This is a genomic window from Frigoribacterium sp. VKM Ac-1396, assembly GCF_015350895.1.
Lineage (GTDB): Bacteria > Actinomycetota > Actinomycetes > Actinomycetales > Microbacteriaceae > Frigoribacterium.
Genome location: NZ_JADKSD010000001.1, coordinates 284013 through 301996, shown reverse-complemented (window position 1 = coordinate 301996; position 17984 = coordinate 284013). Strand labels below are relative to the sequence as shown.

Here is a 17984-nt window from a genome sequence, read left to right as displayed (position 1 = left end):
GCGGGGGTGACAAAGTCCCGTGAATCTCGCGTGAGGGGCGCTCGCACGACCGTCTCGATCGAGGACCCCGCGAGCGGGCTGACAAAAGACCTGGCCACGGCCCTCTTGCCAGATTCCCGCATCAGCACGGTCACCCCGACGGGCGAGTGTTCACCCCCGCTACAGGTGTCGTTCATCGTCACTCGAACCGTCCGGTTCGCCCGGGTGCGGGGTACAGACGGACAGCGCCCCCCGGCCCACCGGCCGAGGGGCGCATCACCCGTCACAATCACCCTCGCCCGCGTGTCACGGGCGGGTGACGAACCCCTGCTCCACCATCCAGTCGAAAGCCACGTCGGCGGGCTCCTGACCCTCGACGTCGACGGCCAGGTTGAGGCGACGCATCTCGGTGTCGGTCAACGCCGGAGAGATCTCGTCGTAGACGTCGGCGAGCTGGGGGTACTCCTCGAGGGTGGCCGTCGAGAGCACCGGCGCGGCGTTGTACGCCGGGAAGAACCCGCGGTCGTCCTCGAGCACGCTGAGATCGAGCGAGTCGATGCGGCCGTCCGTGGTGAAGACCTCGCCGAAGTTGCACCGGCCCCGGTCGGTGGCCGTGTAGACCGTGCCCGTGTCGAGGATGCTCACGTTGCCGGTCGGCACACCGTCGGCGGCGCCGAGCTCGAGGCCGTAGGCGGCCAGCATGGGCGCGAAGCCGTCGGCCCTCGAGTTGAACTCGGCCTCGACGCAGAACGTCCGCTGGTCGACGGGCAGCGCGGCGATCTGCGAGAGCGACGTGATGTCGCCGAGCTCGGGCACGGCTTCCGACCGCACGGCCATGGCGTACGTGTTGTTGAGCGGAGCCGGGTCGAGCCAGGTCAGCCCGTTCTCGGCGTCCGCGTCGCGCACGGCCTCGTACTGCTCGCGCTGGTCCGGGATGCCTTCCGGCTGGGCGAGGTAGGTGAGCCAGGCGGTGCCGGTGTACTCGTACGTCATGTCGGCCGTGCCGTCGAGCATGAGCTGACGCACCGCCACCGAGCCCGGGACGTTCGTCATGTCGGTGACCTCGAATCCGGCCGCCTGGGCCGCGAGCACGGCGATCTTGCCGAGGATCAGCTGCTCGGTGAAGTTCTTCGCCGTGACCGTGATGGCCGCGTCCTCGGGCAGTCCCTCGATCGCCTCGATCGAGCCCGGCGCCACCGCCGGCACGAAGGCCGTGGCCGGTTGCAGACCGCACCCGGTCAGGGCGATCGTCGCCGCCGCGACGACGGCGAGGGACGAGGAGGCGCGGCGCAGCCGGCGAGGAAGGCGAGAGGGGGTCATGCGCGGAGTCCCTTCGGACGGGCGACGTGCTCGACGACGCGACCGAGCCAGTCGATCAGCAGGGCGAGCAGGGCGATGAGCAGGGCCCCCGACACGAGGACCCGGGGCAGGAACAGGTTGACCCCGGTCGTGATGAGCAACCCGAGGCCTCCGGCGCCGATGAACGTGGCCAGCGCGGCCGAACCGACGAGCAGCACCAGGGCCGTCCGGATGCCCGAGAGCATCACGGGCACGGCGAGCGGCAGTTCGACCTTGAGCAGCACCGACGACGCACTCATGCCCATGCCCCGGCCTGCCTCGACGAGGCGCGGGTCGACGCTCTGCAACCCGATCATGGTGTTCCGCAGGACCGGCAGCGCCGCGTAGAGCACGAGGGCCACGACGGCGGCCCAGAAGGTGAAGCCGAGCCAGAACGCGAGCAGCACGATCAGCCCGATGGCCGGGGCGGCCTGCCCGAAGTTCGCGACGACGAGGATCGGACCGCTGACGCGGACGAACGGCCGGCGCGTGAGGAGCACCCCGAGCGGGATCGCGATCACCAGGACGATGGCGGCGGACACGAAGGTCAGGGCGAGGTGCTCGCCGGTGTAGGCCACCAGCTCGGAGGGGTTCAGGGTGGTGCGCTCGGCCGCACTGAGGTCGGCCGTCGTGAGCCACACCGCGAACGCCGCGAACACGGCCAGCACGGCGACGGGCTGGACGAGCAGACCGAGCCACGCGGGTCGGGCCCGGCGTGGGCCGGTCGACCGACCGTCGGCGGGGGACGATGCGACCGTGGCGCTCACGCCGCGTCCCCGTCGGCCGCGGGGGCGCCGGGCACGACGTCGAACGACCCGGTGTTGGTGCCGACGGGCGCGTCGTGCTGGGCCTCGGCGGCCGAGGCGCGCGCCCGGGTGATGGCCTCCATGACGACCTCGACGGTGATGACGCCGATGAACGCGTCCCGGCGGCCGGTGACGAGGGCGGCGCCCGCGCTCGAGACGAGCATGGTGTCGAGCGCGTCGTTGAGGGTCGCGCCGCTGCCGATGACGGGCAGGTCGGCCTCGGCCGTCGAGGCCAGCGTCCCGAGACGGCCGAGCTGACGCCGCGAGGGCCACGACACGGGCCGGTCGCGGTCGTCAACGACGACGGCGTGGCCGTGGCCGGCCGCCTCGACGCGGGTCAGGACGTCGGCGGCGGACTCGCCGGCGCGGGCCACGACCGCCTCGGCGAGGTCGACGTCGCGCACGCGGGTGAGGGTGAGCTGCTTGAGCCCGGCCCCCGAGCCGATGAAGTTCTCGACGAACTCGTTCGCCGGTTCGGCGAGGATGCGCTCGGGGGTGTCGTACTGCACGATGTGCGCCCCCTCCGAGAAGATGACGATCCAGTCGCCCAGCTTCACGGCCTCGTCGAAGTCGTGGGTGACGATCACGATGGTCTTCTGCAACTCGTGCTGGATGTTGATCAGCTCGTCCTGCAGGCGCTGGCGGGTGATCGGGTCCACGGCGCCGAACGGCTCGTCCATCAGCAGGACGGGCGGGTCGGCGGCGAGGGCGCGGGCGACGCCGACCCGCTGCTGCTGGCCGCCCGACAACTCGCGGGGGTACCGGTCGCGGTAGGTGGCGGGGTCGAGCGAGACGAGCTCGAGCAGCTCGTCCACGCGGGCGGCGATGCGCTCCTTCGACCAACCGAGCATCTTCGGCACGATGGCGATGTTCGCCCCGACGGTCATGTGCGGGAACAACCCGCCGGCCTGGATCACGTAGCCGATGCGGCGGCGCAGCTCGTCGCCGTCGATCGAGGTGACGTCGTCGCCGTCGAGGACGATCCGCCCCTCGGTGGGCTCGATCAACCGGTTGATCATCTTGAGCGTCGTGGTCTTGCCGCACCCCGACGGTCCGACGAGCATGACGATCTTGCCGGCCGGGATCTCGAGCGTGATGCCGTCGACGGCCGGCTTGGCCTGGCCGGGGTACCGCTTGGTCACCTGGTCGAGCGTGATGCTGCGGCCCGAGACCTCGTCCGAGGGGGACGAGGAGGCGCGGGTGGGGTCAGTTCTGGACACGGATGCCTCTCGAGATGGTCAGGCGGCCGAGGCCGACGAGGAGGAGGTCGAGGACGAGGGCGAGGAGGACCACGCCCACCACGCCCGTGACCACGGAGGCGAGCGCGTTGGCGCCGCCCAGTCGGGACAGGCCCGAGAAGATGAAGCCGCCGAGGCCCGGGCCGAGGGCGTACGCCGCGACCGCGGCGATGCCCATCACCATCTGCGCGCTGACGCGCACGCCGGTGAGGATGATCGGCCAGGCGAGGGGCATCTGGACGGTCGCCAGGGTCCGGAAGCGCCCCATGCCGATGCCGCGAGCCGACTCGACGAGCGAACCGTCGACCTCGTGCAGGCCGACGACGGCGTTCCGCAGGATCGGCAGCGCGGCGAAGAACGTGACGACGATGACCGACGGGGCGACGCCGAACCCCGCGAACGGGATGAGCAGGCCGACGAGCGCGAACGACGGAAGCGTCAGCCCCACGGCCGACACCCCGTTGGCCAGTGCGTAGAGCGTCGGGTTGCGGTGCACCAGGGCGGCGAGGCCGACCGAGATGACGACGGCCAGCACGAGGCACTGGACCACGAGCGAGAGGTGTTGCCAGGAGGCGAACCAGATCTGGCTCCACCGGTCGACCACGAAATCCCACGCCAAGCAGACCATCTCCTCTGAGCAACGACCATCAGTCCGAATCGTCGCTTCCCCGAGAGGCGACCGGCGTCCACACTAACCACGGCCCCCACGCCGCGTCATGTCGCCGACCACCCTCCCGGGGGCCCGAGAGTCACCTGCCGTTATCGAATCCGACTAACGAAAGCCCAGATGGAGACGGCGTGTCGACCTTCGCCGACACGCCGTTGTAACGATCCTCAGATCCTCGCCCCGCAGGGCCTCCGTCAGCCGACGCGGGCCTCGGTCGAGACCTTGAACCGGGCCCCGTGGTGCTCGTCCGGCAGGCGGTCGCCCCGGCCGAACAGCTTCTGCCGCAGCGTGCCGGGCTCGTACCCGGTCGGGTAGACGCCCCGGGCCTGAAGCACGGGCACGACGTGTTCGACGATGTCCTCGAACGTGCCCGGCGTGATGGCGTAGGCGAGGTTGAAGCCGTCGACGTCGGTCTCGTCGACCCACTCCTGCAGCTGGTCGGCGATCTCCTCACCGGAGCCGACGATGCGCGGCCCGAGCCCGCCGATGCCGGCCGCCTCCGCGATGTCCCGGATCGTCCACTCCTTGCCCGAGTCGCCCTCCTGCGCCTGGAAGTTGGCCAGCGCCGACTGGATCGCGTTGCTCTCGACGTCGCCCACCGGGTCGTCGAGCGAGTAGGTCGAGAGGTCGACGCCCATCCAGCCGGACATCAGCGTGAGGGCACCCTCGTGCGAGGCGTAGCGCCGGTACTCCTCGTGCTTCGCCCGGGCGGCCTCGGGGGTGGCGTCGGTGATGATCGTCAGCAACGTGTAGATGCGCGCCGAGTACCGGTCGCGACCGGCGGCCTCGAGGGCGTCCCGGATCTTGGCGACGGTCGCGGCGAGGCGCTCCTTCGTCGGGGCGGCCACGAAGATCGACTCGGCGTTGCCGGCGGCGAAGCGGATGCCCCGCGGTGAGGCGCCGGCCTGGTAGATCACCGGCGTGCGCTGAGGGCTGGGCTCGGCGATGTGGATGCCGGGCACCTTGTAGTAGGTGCCCTCGTGACCGATCTCGTGGACCTTGGCCGGGTCGGTGAAGACCCCCGTCTCGCGGTCGCGGACCACGGCGTCGTCCTCCCACGAGCCCTCCCACAGCTTGTAGAGCACCTCGAGGTACTCGTCCGCCTGGTCGTACCGCGCGTCGTGGTCGAGCTGGTCGTCGGCCCCCATGTTGCGTGCCGCACTCGGCAGGTAGCCCGTCACGACGTTCCACCCCACGCGGCCCTCGGTGAGGTGGTCGAGGGTCGACATGCGACGCGCGAACGGGTACGGGTGCTCGTAGGCGGTGCCGGCCGTGATGCCGAAGCCGAGGTGCTCGGTCGCGGCGGCCATCGCCGAGACGAGCAGCACGGGGTCGCCGACCGGGGTCTGCGTGCCGTTCCGCAGAGCGGCGTCGTGGTTGCCGCCGTACACGTCGTACGTGCCCAGCACGTCGGCGATGAAGAGGCCGTCGAAGACGCCCTTCTCGAGGAGGCGCGCGAGGGAGGTCCAGTAGCTCAGCTTCGTGTAGTCGGCCGAGCGGTCGTCGGGGTGACGCCAGAGACCGGGGGACTGGTGCCCCACGCAGTTCATGTCGAAGGCGTTGAACCGGATTCGTCGAGTCATGGGGACATCCTCGCGACCCGGGCACGCGCTGTCGCCGGACCCGACACACGGCGTCACACTCGGGGACCCGTAACCTGTGTCGGTGAACCCGTTCCGCCCTCGCGTCGTCGACGTCGACCGCCCCCGCCTCACCCGCGACGTCTACGTCCTCGGCGTCATCGCGTTCTTCGTGATGGTCGGGTTCGGCGTCGTCGTGCCCGTGCTGCCGGTGTACGCCCGCAGCTTCGGCGTCGACCACGCCCTCGTGGGCGCCGTCCTCTCGGCGTTCGCCCTGATGCGCCTCGTCGCGAGCCCGTTCGTCGGGCGGCTGATCGACCTGATGGGCGAACGCGTCGTGCTCTCGGTCGGCATCGGCATCGTGGCGCTGTCGAGCGGGTTCGCGGGCCTCGCCCAGACGTACCCCCAACTGCTGCTGCTCCGGGGAGTCGGGGGCATCGGCTCGGCCATGTTCAGCATCGCGGCCATGACCCTGCTGCTCGGGGCGACGGACCCCTCGCTGCGGGCCCGAGCGGTCGGCTTCTACCAGGGCGGGTTCCTCGTGGGCGGCATGGCCGGCCCGGCGCTCGGAGGGCTGCTCGCGACGATCTCGCTCACGGCCCCCTTCTTCTTCTACGCGGGCACGCTCGCGGTGGCCGGGCTCGTGGGCGTGGTGCTGCTGCGCCGGGCACCGCAGCACGCCTCGACGACCGCGGTGGCGCCTCCGGTGCCGATGGGGGTCGTCCTACGCGACGTGAGGTTCCGGGCCGCGTGCGTGGCCAACTTCGCCCAGGGCTGGTCGTCGCTCGGGGTGCGCAGCGCGCTCGTCCCGGTGCTCGTGGTCGAGGTGCTGCGGGGCCCCACCGCCTGGACGGGCCTGCTCTTCGCCGCCTCCGCCGTGGCGCAGACGCTGGCCCTCGCCCCGGCCGCCCGGTTCGTCGACACGGTGGGTCGACGACCGGCCGTGATCGGCTCCTTCGGCGTCGCCGCCGTGGCCCTGTTCGCCGTCGCGTTCGCGGGTGACGTCTGGACCCTCGGTGCCCTGCTCTGCGTCTACGGCGTCGCCACGGCGTTCATGGGCACCGCACCCGCAGCGCTCGTGGGCGACGCGGCAGGAGCCCGCGGTGGCCGCCCGGTCGCGATCTTCTCGATGTGCTCGGACGTGGGGGCCATCGCCGGGCCGCTCGTCGCCGGGCTGCTGGTGGACACGGTCTCGTACCCTGCGGCGTTCGGCGTGGCGGCCGTCTTCCTCGCCGTCGCCGCCGTGACGGCGGTCCGACTCCCTCGGACCGCCGTCGGCGCCCCCACCCCGGCCTGACCGGCCACGGGGGCCTGTGCTTCAGCCCAGGTGCACGGGCGCCTGGGTGGGCAGCAGGTCCTCTTTCCGACCGCGGATCAGCACGAACGAGATCGGTGCGGCCAGCAGCATGGCGATCGCGGCGGCGAGGAACGCCACCGAGTAGCCGTCGACGAGCGGGCCGAGCGGGCCGCCCACCGTCGACGTCGACGACGCGACCGCCCCGGCGTACAGGTTGGTGAAGACGGCGAGGCCGATCGAGCCGCCGATCTGCATCATGGCGTTCGACGTCGCGCTGGCGGCGCCGGCGTCGTGCGGCTCGACCCGGCTGAGCGCCAGGTTCTGCATGGGCACGAAGACCCCCGCGAGCCCCACGCCCATGACGAGCAGCGCGGGCAGCACCTGGGCGGCGTACGAGCCGTCGGCGGTGATCTGCGTGGCGAGCCAGAGCAGGCCCGCCCCGGCCACCAGCGGGCCGACGATCATCATCGGGCGGGGCCCGACGACCGGCAGCAGCTTGGTCAGCAGGGGCGCGCAGACCATGATGACGAGCGTCATCGGCAGGCTCGCGAGCCCGGCTTCGAGGGGGCCGAAGCCGAGCACGATCTGCAGGTGGAAGGTGAGGTAGAGCAGGGCCCCGATCATCACGCTGCCGACGATCAGCTGCACGAGGAACGCCCCGCCGCGGACCCGGTCGGCCAGCACGCGCATCGGCAGCAACGGGTGGTCGCTGCGCCGCTCGACGACGACGAAGAGGGCGAGCAGGCCGGCACCGAGGGCGATGAAGCCGATGACGACGGCCGAACCCCAGCCGTCCTCGGCCCGGGTGAAGCCGTAGACGAGGCTGGCGAGGCCGGCCGCGACGACGATCGTGCCGACGACGTCGAGTCGGTTGCGTCCCTCGGCGCGGCTCTCGCTCACGACGAGCGCGGCGGCCACGATGGCGACGACCACGATCGGCACGTTCACCAGCAGGCACCAGCGCCAGCTGACGAACTCGGTGAGCACGCCGCCGAGCACGAGTCCGACGGCGGCACCTGCGCCCGAGATGGCACCGAAGACCGCGAACGCCGTGTTGCGGTCTCGTCCCGAGGCGAACGTCGTGGTCAGCACGGCGAGGGCGGCCGGGGCGAGCAGTGCGGCGAAGACGCCCTGCAGGCCGCGGGCGACGATGAGCTCGCCGCCGGTCTGCACTAGACCGCCGAAGGCCGAGGCCGCGCCGAAGCCGACCATGCCGACGATGAAGGTGCGCTTGCGCCCCCAGAAGTCGGCGATGCGGCCACCGAGCAGCAGCAGGGCGCCGAAGGCGAGGGCGTAGGCCGTGACGACCCACTGGCGGTTCTCGTCGCTCAGGCCGAGGTCGGCCTGAGCGTCGGGCAGGGCGATGTTGACGATGGTGCCGTCGAGGACGACGACGAGCTGCGCGAGGGCGACGATGACGAGCACCCACCAGCGGCGCGACGAGCGCGTCTCGGTGGGGGCGGGGGCGACGGTGGTCACTGCGGTACCTGTTTCTCTGAGGGGGACGACGGATCACCCTACCTACTAGTTGGTTGGTTCGTAAGTCGGCTACGGTGATCCGATGCGAACCGATGCCGCCGAGACCCGTCGAGCCATCCTCGAGGCGGCGACGGCCGAGTTCTCGCGCCACGGACTGGCCGGGGCGCGCGTCGACCGCATCGCCGCCGAGGCAGGCTGCAGCAAGGAGCGCCTCTATGCGAACTACGGCGACAAGCGCTCGCTCTTCACCACCGTGCTGAACGGCACCTTCGAGACCATGGGTGACGCGGCGTCGCGCCCCGCCGCGAGCATCGAGCAGTTCGCCCTCGCCGTCTTCGACCACATGCAGGCCCACCCCGACCACAACCGCCTGATCGCCTGGGCACGACTCGAGGGCGAGCACGACTGGGAGGCCTCCGTCCCCACCCTGCGCGCCGTCCAGGACGCCGCCCTGGCACAACTCGACCGCCTCCGTGACGACCCGGCCGTGACGGTGTCGTGGAGCAGCGACGACATCTTCGCCCTGGTCATGTCGCTCGCCCGGGCCTGGCAGAACCTCCCCGGTCTCGGCGAGGCGCACCCGGGCGTCGTCCTCGACCCCGCCCTGCAACGCGAGATCGTGCGCGAGGCCGTGCGTCGCCTGACGACCGCCTGACCCGGGCACGGGCCGCCGGCCGGCACCGACGACGAAGGAGGCGCGCCCCGGTCACCCGGGACGCGCCTCCTTCGGTCGTCGACTCGCTTCTACTTCTTCGCGTCGACCTTCGGGGTGACCTTGAGGAACCCGGCGCGCGGGTCGCCGAGCCCCACCAGCGGAGTCGTGTCGCGGCCGCCGACGAAGTTCGTCACCCAGCCGGACAGGATGCGGTACTTGCGATTCACCGTCGGCATCGCGTACAGGTGGTAGCCGCGGTGCGCGAGCCAGGCTGGCACGTTCTTGAGCTGCAGGCCGAACATGCTGGCCGCACCCTTGCCGATGCCGTAGCTCGCCACGGTGCCGAGCGACTCGTGGCGGTACTCCTTGACCGGCTCACCCGACAGCGTCGCGATGACGTTGTCGGCGACCGTGACCGCCTGCCGCACGGCGTTCTGCGCGTTCGGCGGGTAGTACGCCGGCTGCTTCTCGGCCAGCAGGTCGGGGACCTGCGCGCCGTCGCCGAGCGCCCAGACGCCGTCGAGCTTCTGGCCGTCCTCGGTCTGGACCTGCAGGGTGGCGCTGACGTTGACGTGGCCCTTCGGGCCGAGGGGCAAGCCCATGTCGCCGAGGACGGGGTTCGGCTTGACGCCGGCCGTCCAGACGATGGTGCCGGCGGGGATGGTCTCGCCGTCGCTCAGCACGACGTCGCCGTCGACGCACGAGGGCATCGTGGTCTTGAGACGGATGTCGATGCCGCGTCCGCGCAGCTGGCCGAGCGTCCACTTCGAGAGCTCGGGGCCGACCTCGGGCGCGACGCGGTCGAGCGCCTCGACCAGGACGAAGCGCAGCTCGTCGCGGGACAGGTTCGGGAACGTGTCGACGGCCGAGTTGGCGGCGTCGGACAGCTCGGCGAGCGCCTCGACTCCGGTGTAGCCGCCACCGACGAACACCACGGTGAGCAGCTTTCGACGAACGGCGGGGTCCTTGACGCTGGCGGCCTCGGCGATGTTGCCCAGGATGCGGTCGCGGACGTACTGGGCCTCTTCGACGCTCTTGAAGCCCACGCCGTTCTCGGCCAGGCCCGGCGTCGGGAAGGTGCGGGTGACGGCGCCGAGGGCGACGACCAACTGGTCGTAGGCGATGTCGCTCGCCTCGCCGTCGGCGCTGGTCACGGTGACCGTCTTGGCCTCCCTGTCGAGCCCGGTGACGGACGCCTCGACGACCTTGGTCCGTTTGAGCGTCTTGCGCAGCGGCACCGTGACGTCACGGGCCGCGATGTGGCCGCCGGCGACCTCGGGCAAGAACGGTTGGTAGGTGAAGTACGGGGCCTGGTCGACGAGGGTGATGCTCGCCGCCTGGGGTGGGTGCCGCTTCTGCAGTTCGAGTGCGGTGGTGAGCCCGGCGGAACCGCCGCCGAGAATTACGATTCGCTTGGTCATGTATGTGTTCCTCCCTCAGACGACCGTACCCCCGGGCCGGTCGGCGGGGTGACACACGACGAGGCGGTCCGGGCCCACGACGGGCCCGGACCGCCCGGTCCGCGAGGTGTGTGGCTCAGCGAGCGCCGTCGACGTCGGTCTGCGTGAACGACCCGTCGGGCTCACCGTCGTGCGGGCCGCCGGTCGTGGCGGATTCGTCGGGCACGTCGGCGTCGACGTACGACCCGTCGCCCTCGCTGCTGCCGGGCTCCTCGGTGTAGGTGCCGTCCGCCTCGCCGTCGTGCGGCCCTCCGGTGCGAGGGGCGCCGTCGTGGAGGTCGTCGTCGACGTACGAGCCGTCCTGAGCCGAGACCCGGTCGTCGGCGTTCGAGCCGTGCTCGTGCTCGTGCTCGTGGTGGTTGGCGTCGCTGCCCATGGCTGCTCCCGTTCGTCGAGGTCGGGCGGCGACGTCGCCGTCCGTGCCGCTCACCCTAGACCGCGGGGCGGTCGACCGGACGGGACGCGGCGCCTGCTCAGAAGCCCTCGTTCTCGCGGGTCACGTACGGCGACTCGAGGGTGTCGAGCTCGTCGTCGGTCAGCCACAGGTCGACCGAGGCGACGGCGTCGTCGAGGTGCTGCATCTTCGTGGCGCCGACGACGGGCGAGGTGACGGCGTCCTGCTGCCGCACCCAGGCCAGCGCGACCTGGGCACGCGAGACGCCCCGCGCCTCCGCGACGTCGGCGACGGCCCGGGCGACGCGACGGTCGCCGTCCTCGCGCTGCTTGTAGAGCGTCTGACCGAACCGGTCGGACTCGGTGCGCGTGGTCGTGGCGTCCCAGTCACGCGTCAGCTTGCCGCGGGCGAGGGGGGACCAGGGCAGCACCCCGACTCCCTGGTCGAGGCAGTACGGGTGCATCTCGCGCTCCTCCTCCCGCTGGATCAGGCTGTACTGGTCCTGCATCGAGACGAAACGGGTCCAGCCGCCGAGGTCGGCCGCGTGCTGCATGGTCGCGAACTGCCACGCCCACATGCTCGAGGCACCGACGTACCGGGCCTTGCCGGCCTTGACGACGTCGTGCAGCGCCTCCATGGTCTCCTCGACGGGCACCTCGGGGTCGAAGCGGTGGATCTGGTACAGGTCGACGTAATCCGTGCCGAGCCGGCGCAGGCTGTCGTCGATCGCGCTCATGACGTGGCCCCGGCTGAGCCCGGCGCCGTTCGGCCCCGGACGCATGCGCCCGTGCACCTTGGTCGCCAGGACGACCTCCTCGCGCGTGGCGAAGTCGCGCAGGGCCCGGCCGACGATCTCCTCGCTCGTGCCGTCCGAGTAGACGTCGGCGGTGTCGAAGGTCGTGATGCCGAGCTCGAGCGCCCGGGCGATGAACGGCCGGCTCTCGTCCTCGGGCAGGCTCCACCCGTGCGTCCCGCGCTCGGGCACCCCGTAGCTCATGCAGCCCAGGGTCACCGCCGAGACCGTCAGACCGCTCGTGCCCAGTCGTGCGTACTCCATGGGTCGTCCCTCTCGTCGTCCTGGCGCGGCACCGGCGGCCCCGCCGCCTGCGACCCTACGCGCGGGCGGCGGCGGGCCGACCCGCCGGGGGCGCGTCCCCGCGGATCACCGAGGCGGCGTGACGGACCGCACGCCGCGCCTCCGGGGTCCAGGGCGCCCCGACGAAGACGTGGAACGCCCCCCGGTACAGGCGCAGTTCGGCGCGCCCCCCGGTGCCGGTGACGCCCCGCACCAGGCGCTTCACGTCGGCCGTCAGCAGGTCGCGGTCGCCGGCGTAGGCGAACACGGGCGGCAGCCCCGAGAGGTCGCCGCGCACCGGGCTGACGACGGGGTCGGCCGGCTCGCGGTCGCCCGCCCACCACCGGCCCGCCGCCACGAGTCCGTCGCGACCGAGCATCGGGTCGACGGCCGCCACCTCGCGCGCACCGGGGGAGTCGAGCACCGCGTCGACCCACGGCGAGAACAGCACCAGCGCGTCGGGCGCCGGGCGGCCGGCGTCGCGGGCCCGCATCGCGGCGACCAGGGCGAGCGCCCCGCCCGCGGAGTCGCCGGACAACACCAGGCGGGACGAGGAGGCGCGACGAGCGTCGTCGAGGACGGCGTCCAGCACCGGCAGCGCCTCGTCCACGTCGTGCGCCGGGGCAAGCCCGTAGAGCGGGACGGTGACGACGGCTCCGGAGGCGCGGACCAGCCGGGCGAGGAGGTCCCAGTGGGTGGTCCGGACGGGGTGGACGTAGGCGCCCCCGGGGAGGTGGACGACGTGCACGCCGCTCGGGGACCGACGCGGCCGGAGGGTGACGACCGTGACCCCGCCGATCCGCGCCTCCTCGACGATCGCGACCCGTCGAGCCGCCCGCGAGACCGGGGCGGCCGAGCCCTGGCGGGCGATCGACCGCACGAGGGAGTCCTCCGACTCGGTCGACCTCGGTCGGAAGCGCAGCAGGGCCCGGGTGACGGCCATCGAGAGCGACATGACCCGACCCTACGGGCGTCGGCGACGCCGGGTCGGAACGGGGGGCTGGCGAGCGGGCCCCGTCGGGGATAGCTTGACCCCCGTACGGGTCACCCGACCCCGACGTCGCCGGTGTCCGTCATCTGGGAGCGAGCACGGACGGTACGCATCGCTGCACGAATCCACCCCGAAGGAACGACGATGTTCGACACACGTTTCATCAGCAGTGCCATCTCCCGGAGCGCCGAGACCCCCATCGACCGACGACGGCTGCTCGCCGCCGCCGGCGTCACGGGCCTCGGCACGGGGCTCGCCGCGGTCGCCGCGACGCTGCCCGCCCAGTCCGCCGCCGCCGTCTCGCCGTCCGACGAGGCGATCAGCGACTCGACCATCTTGAACTTCGCCCTCAACCTCGAGTACCTCGAGGCGGAGTTCTACCTCCGGGCCGTCACCGGCTCGGGCCTGCCCGCCGACCAGATCACCGGCATCGACCCCCAGGGCGCCGTGACCGGCGGGGCCCCCGTCCCGTTCAAGACGACGATCGTCAAGCGCATCGCCCAAGAGATCGCGGCCGACGAGAAGGCGCACGTCGCCTTCCTGCGGTCGGCGCTCGGCGGGGCCAAGGTGTCGCGCCCGGCGATCGACCTCAAGAGCAGCTTCACGGCGGCGGCCCTCGCGGCCGGCGTGATCACGCCGGGCCAGACCTTCGACCCGTTCGCCTCGGAGGAGAACTTCCTGCTCGGGGCGTTCATCTTCGAAGACGTCGGCGTCACCGCCTACAAGGGGGCCGCGCCCCTGATCTACAACAAGACCTACCTCGGGGCGGCCGCCGGCATCCTCGCGGTCGAGGCCTACCACGCGGGCATCATCCGCACCACGCTGAACGCCAAGGGGCTGCAGGTGCCCGCGACGAAGATCTCGGACGCCCGCGACTCCCTCGACGGGTCGACGGACGACGACCAGGGCCTGACCCTCGGCGGCGTCCAGAACCTCGTGCCGACCGACGCCAACGCGATCGTCTACGGACGGACCGCCGAGCGCGTGCTCAACGTCGTGTACCTGACGCCGAACCAGATCGACAAGGGCGGGTTCTTCCCGCAGGGCATCAACGGGGCGATCGTCGCGAGCGGCAACCCCGGCAGCGCGGTCTGACGACCGACGACGGCCGGCGAACCCAGGAGGCTCCCTGAACCAAGGAAGGCCCGCACACCCAAGAGTGTGCGGGCCTTCCGTCGCTTGCGAGCAAGCATCTGTCTCAACACAGATCGTGGGGAACGCCTCTCGCGAGGGGTGTTCCGAGTGTCCGAGGGGGGACTTGAACCCCCACGCCCTATACGGGCACTAGCACCTCAAGCTAGCGCGTCTGCCATTTCCGCCACCCGGACCGGATGGTGCCGACCGAAGCCGACACGAAAGATTAGCACGGCTCCGAGGGCCCTCGTGACCACGGCCACCTCCGTCGCCACGACCGGCGGCACAGGTAGCGTGGGGCGCATGACGACCACCCCCACGAGCACCGGCCCGACCGATCCCGAGCTCGACGAGACGGCCCGCATCGCCCGCGACCTGATCCGCTTCGACACGTCGAACTACGGCGGCGGACGGTCGAACGGCGAGGCCGACGCGGCCGAGTACGTCGAGGCGGCGCTCCGCGACCTGGGCCTCGAGCCGCAGCTGTTCGAGTCCGAGCCCGGCCGGGTCAGCGTGATCGCTCGCGTCGAGGGGGCCGAGCCGGCCAAGCCCGGCCTGGTCGTCCACGGCCATCTCGACGTGGTCCCCGCCGACCCGGCCAACTGGTCGGTCGACCCGTTCGGCGGGGTCGTCCGCGACGGCATGCTCTGGGGGCGAGGCGCCGTCGACATGAAGAACATGGACGCCATGATGCTGACGGCCGTCGGTGACATCCTCCGCGCCGGCGAACGACCCGCCCGCGACCTGGTCCTGGGCTTCCTCGCCGACGAGGAGGCCGGGGGAGTCCTCGGCTCGCACTTCCTGGTGACCGAGCACCCCGACCTGTTCGACGGCGCCACCGAGGCGATCAGCGAGGTCGGCGGCTACTCGACCTTCATCGACGGTCGCCGCTCGTACCTGCTGCAGACCGGCGAGAAGGCCCTCATCTGGATCAAGCTGCGGACGCGCGGCACCGCGGGCCACGGGTCGCAGATGATCGAGGCGAACGCCGTGACGCGCCTCGCCGAGGCCGTCGCCGTCCTCGGGCGGCAGCAGTGGCCGATCGTCCTCACCGACACGACGACCGCGCTGCTCGGCGAGGTGGCGCGCATCCTCGACGTCGACGTGCACGAGGTCGCGCCCGACGAGCTCGTCCTGCGGACCGGCACCGCGAAGGGCTTCATCCGCGGGTCGCTGCGCACGACGACGAACCCCACGATGCTCACGGCGGGCTACAAGCACAACGTCGTGCCCGACACCGCCGAGGCCCTCGTCGACATCCGCTGCATGCCCGGGCAAGAAGCGGCCGTGCTCGCCGAGGTGCGGTCGCTGATCGGCGACGACGTCGAGATCGAGACGATGCACACCGACATCGGCCTCGAGACGCCCTTCTCAGGCCCCTTGGTCGAGGCCATCACGGCGACCCTCGACCGGCACGACCCGGGCGCGCCCGTGCTGCCGTACCTGCTCTCGGGCGGCACCGACAACAAGGCGCTCAGCCTGCTCGGCATCGCCGGCTACGGGTTCGCGCCCCTCCGGCTCGACGAGGGCATGGACTTCCCGGCGATGTTCCACGGGGTCGACGAGCGGGTGCCGCTCGACGCACTATCCTTTGGCAGTCGCGTCCTGCGGGACTTGTTGTCGACGTACTAGCAACCCCCGCACCAGAAGGGTCACCCGCGTGGAGCATCTCCTCCAGGCACTCCTGCTCGGCCTCGTCCAGGGCCTCACGGAGTTCCTCCCCGTCTCGTCGAGCGCGCACCTGCGGCTCGTCGGCCTGTTCTTCAGCGACCCCGGGGCGGCGGCCGAGTTCGACCCGGGCGCCACGTTCACGGCCATCACGCAGCTCGGCACCGAGCTCGCGGTGGTCATCTACTTCTGGCGCGACATCACCCGCATCGTCTCGCGCTGGTTCGCCGGGGTGACGGGCAAGATCCCGCGCACCGACCCCGACGTGCGCATGGGCTGGCTCGTCATCATCGGCACGGTGCCGATCGTCCTCGTCGGCTACGTCGCCCAGGAGTACATCCGCACGGTCTTCCGCTCGCTCTGGATCGTCGCGATCGTGCTGATCGTGTTCGGCGTGCTGCTCGGGCTCGCCGACCGCCTCGGCAAGAAGACCGAACGCTTCGAGGACATGCGCTACGGCCACGGCATCGCCGTCGGCCTCGCCCAGGTGCTGGCGCTCTTCCCCGGCGTCTCGCGGTCGGGGGCGACGACCACCACGGCGTTGGCCCTCGGCTACACGCGCCCGGCCGCCGCCCGGTTCTCGTTCCTGCTGGCGGTGCCCGCGGTCTTCGGCAGCGGCCTGTACGAGCTCGTCCAGAGCTTCAGCGAGCCCGGTCCCTACTCGCTCGGCGAGACCCTGGCCGCGACCGTCGTCGCCTTCGTGGTCGGCTTCGTCGTCATCGCCTTCTTCATGAACTACATCTCGCGCCGCAGCTTCGCCCCCTTCGTGGCCTACCGCATCGTGCTCGGCGTCGTCCTGCTCGTCCTCCTCGGCACGGGCGTGGTGGCCGCGTGAGGTCCTGGGCAGAACCCGACGTCCCCCGCCTGCCGGGCCTCGGCGACCTCCCGTCGCTGCACGACACGTCGACCGGCACGGTGCACCCCACCGAGGTCGACGGCTCGCGGGCCGGGCTGTACGTCTGCGGCATCACGCCGTACGACGCCACCCACCTGGGCCACGCGTCGACCTACCTGGCCTTCGACACCCTGTTGCGGGTCTGGCGCGACGCCGGGGTCGAGGTCGTCTACGCGCAGAACACGACCGACGTCGACGACCCGCTCCTCGAGCGCGCGACCGCGACCGGCGTCGACTGGCGCGCACTCGCCGACGGTCAGACCGACCTCTTCCGCAGCGACATGGAGCACCTCGCCGTCGTGCCGCCGACGCACTACGTCGCGGTGACCGAGGTGGTGACCGACGTCGCCGAGGCCGTGGCGCGCCTCCTCGACCGGGGTCTGGCCTACCCCGTGCCGACCGACGACTCGTCGGCCGGTGACGACCTCTACTTCGACGTCCGCCGGGCCGAACGCGAGACCGACTGGCACCTGGGCCTCGAGAGCCGCTACGACGCCGAGACCATGGCCCGCTTCTTCGCCGAACGCGGGGGAGACCCCGACCGCCCCGGCAAACGCGACCCGCTCGACCCCCTGCTGTGGCGGGCGGCCCGTGACGACGAGCCTTCGTGGCCCACCCTGCTCGGTGCCGGCCGGCCCGGCTGGCACATCGAGTGCACGGTGATCGCGCAGCAGCACCTCGACGTCCCGATCACGGTGAACGGCGGCGGCAGCGACCTCGTCTTCCCGCACCACGAGATGAGCACGGCCCACGGCACGGCTCTCACCGGGCGCCCGTACGCCGTGCACCACACGCACACCGGCATGGTCGGGTACCAGGGCGAGAAGATGAGCAAGTCGCTCGGCAACCTGGTCAAGGTGAGCGAGCTCGTCGCCGCCGGCCACGATCCGAGGGCCGTCCGCCTCGCCCTCCTGTCGCACCACTACCGCTCCGACTGGGAGTGGTTCGACGCCGACCTCGTCGACGCCGAGGCCCGCCTCGCCCGATGGCGCACCTGGGCCGCGACGAGCGAAGGAGGCGCGGCGCCGGTACCGGCACCCACCCCGCTGGTCGTCGCCCTGCGGTCCGCCCTCGGGGCCGACCTCGACACGCCGTCGGCCCTGCTCGCCGTCGACGCCGTCGTCGCCCAGGGCGCGACGCCGTCCGAGGTGGACGTCGACGCGGTCCAGGCCCTGCTGGGAGTCGACCTGCGCCCCTGAGCCGCCGAGCTCCCGAGCCGGCGGTCCTACCCGGTCCGCCCGCCTCGAAACGGGTCGGGCGGCCCGTTCTGCATGCATACGCATGAGACTCTCTCAACCAGCACGATCGTCTGACCTACGATGGTCGGC

Annotated in this window: 16 protein-coding genes and 1 tRNA gene; 6 read left to right on the top strand and 11 right to left on the bottom strand. The window is 71.8% G+C overall.

Annotated elements, in window-relative coordinates:
• Positions 1-285 precede the first annotated feature (285 nt).
• From ITJ55_RS01470 to ITJ55_RS01450, 5 genes are all read right to left on the bottom strand, one after another.
• Positions 286-1299, bottom strand: a complete 1014-nt coding sequence (locus ITJ55_RS01470) for a glycine betaine ABC transporter substrate-binding protein (protein ID WP_194593797.1) — start codon at positions 1297-1299, stop codon at positions 286-288.
• Positions 1296-2084 carry an ABC transporter permease gene (locus ITJ55_RS01465; protein WP_194593796.1) on the bottom strand — a complete coding sequence of 263 codons (789 nt, stop codon included), beginning with the start codon at positions 2082-2084 and terminating at the stop codon, positions 1296-1298. The genes ITJ55_RS01470 and ITJ55_RS01465 overlap by 4 nt, the downstream gene beginning before the upstream one ends.
• Complete coding sequence (locus tag ITJ55_RS01460) at positions 2081-3343, bottom strand: ATP-binding cassette domain-containing protein (RefSeq protein WP_194593795.1); 1263 nt, start codon at positions 3341-3343, stop codon at positions 2081-2083. The genes ITJ55_RS01465 and ITJ55_RS01460 overlap by 4 nt, the downstream gene beginning before the upstream one ends.
• A complete protein-coding gene (locus ITJ55_RS01455; protein ID WP_228497541.1) occupies positions 3330-3980 on the bottom strand; it encodes an ABC transporter permease in 651 nt (216 codons plus the stop codon). The genes ITJ55_RS01460 and ITJ55_RS01455 overlap by 14 nt, the downstream gene beginning before the upstream one ends.
• Before the next feature lie 242 nt (positions 3981-4222).
• Positions 4223-5611: an LLM class flavin-dependent oxidoreductase gene (locus ITJ55_RS01450; protein WP_194593793.1), complete on the bottom strand. Its 1389-nt coding sequence runs from the start codon at positions 5609-5611 to the stop codon at positions 4223-4225.
• 82 nt (positions 5612-5693) lie between these two features.
• Here ITJ55_RS01450 and ITJ55_RS16405 point away from each other — a divergent pair, with 82 nt between their 5' ends.
• Entirely contained in the window at positions 5694-6905 is a 1212-nt protein-coding gene (locus ITJ55_RS16405; protein ID WP_370543955.1) for an MFS transporter, read from the top strand.
• 21 nt (positions 6906-6926) lie between these two features.
• On the opposite strand, the gene ITJ55_RS01440 is transcribed toward ITJ55_RS16405, so the two are convergent.
• Entirely contained in the window at positions 6927-8384 is a 1458-nt protein-coding gene (locus ITJ55_RS01440; RefSeq protein ID WP_370543954.1) for an MFS transporter, read from the bottom strand.
• An 82-nt stretch (positions 8385-8466) separates the two neighbouring features.
• On the opposite strand from ITJ55_RS01440, the gene ITJ55_RS01435 reads away from it, so the two are divergent.
• Positions 8467-9039, top strand: a complete 573-nt coding sequence (locus ITJ55_RS01435) for a TetR family transcriptional regulator (RefSeq protein ID WP_194593792.1) — start codon at positions 8467-8469, stop codon at positions 9037-9039.
• An 89-nt stretch (positions 9040-9128) separates the two neighbouring features.
• Here ITJ55_RS01435 and ITJ55_RS01430 read toward each other — a convergent pair whose 3' ends face one another.
• From ITJ55_RS01430 to ITJ55_RS01415, 4 genes are all read right to left on the bottom strand, one after another.
• Positions 9129-10460, bottom strand: coding sequence for an NAD(P)/FAD-dependent oxidoreductase (locus ITJ55_RS01430; protein WP_194593791.1), 1332 nt, complete (start codon positions 10458-10460; stop codon positions 9129-9131).
• A 115-nt stretch (positions 10461-10575) separates the two neighbouring features.
• A complete protein-coding gene (locus ITJ55_RS01425) occupies positions 10576-10875 on the bottom strand; it encodes a hypothetical protein (protein ID WP_194593790.1) in 300 nt (99 codons plus the stop codon).
• Between the two features lie 97 nt (positions 10876-10972).
• Positions 10973-11950, bottom strand: a complete 978-nt coding sequence (locus ITJ55_RS01420) for an aldo/keto reductase (protein ID WP_194593789.1) — start codon at positions 11948-11950, stop codon at positions 10973-10975.
• 55 nt (positions 11951-12005) lie between these two features.
• Positions 12006-12923, bottom strand: coding sequence for an alpha/beta hydrolase fold domain-containing protein (locus ITJ55_RS01415; protein ID WP_194593788.1), 918 nt, complete (start codon positions 12921-12923; stop codon positions 12006-12008).
• A gap of 180 nt (positions 12924-13103) precedes the next feature.
• On the opposite strand from ITJ55_RS01415, the gene ITJ55_RS01410 reads away from it, so the two are divergent.
• The gene (locus ITJ55_RS01410; RefSeq protein ID WP_056256182.1) at positions 13104-14054 is read left to right on the top strand and encodes a ferritin-like domain-containing protein; all 951 of its coding nucleotides are present in this window, start codon (positions 13104-13106) and stop codon (positions 14052-14054) included.
• Between the two features lie 148 nt (positions 14055-14202).
• Here the strand turns inward: ITJ55_RS01410 and ITJ55_RS01405 are convergent.
• Positions 14203-14287, bottom strand: a tRNA-Leu gene (locus tag ITJ55_RS01405).
• A 109-nt stretch (positions 14288-14396) separates the two neighbouring features.
• Here ITJ55_RS01405 and ITJ55_RS01400 point away from each other — a divergent pair.
• The 3 genes from ITJ55_RS01400 to mshC are packed head-to-tail and all read left to right on the top strand — an operon-like array spanning position 14397 to position 17855.
• Entirely contained in the window at positions 14397-15725 is a 1329-nt protein-coding gene (locus ITJ55_RS01400) for a M20/M25/M40 family metallo-hydrolase (RefSeq protein WP_194593787.1), read from the top strand.
• 28 nt (positions 15726-15753) lie between these two features.
• Entirely contained in the window at positions 15754-16596 is an 843-nt protein-coding gene (locus tag ITJ55_RS01395; protein WP_056256177.1) for an undecaprenyl-diphosphate phosphatase, read from the top strand.
• The gene (gene mshC / locus ITJ55_RS01390; protein ID WP_194593786.1) at positions 16593-17855 is read left to right on the top strand and encodes a cysteine--1-D-myo-inosityl 2-amino-2-deoxy-alpha-D-glucopyranoside ligase; all 1263 of its coding nucleotides are present in this window, start codon (positions 16593-16595) and stop codon (positions 17853-17855) included. Before ITJ55_RS01395 ends, mshC begins: the two co-directional genes overlap by 4 nt.
• The last annotated feature ends 129 nt before the right edge of the window (positions 17856-17984 follow it).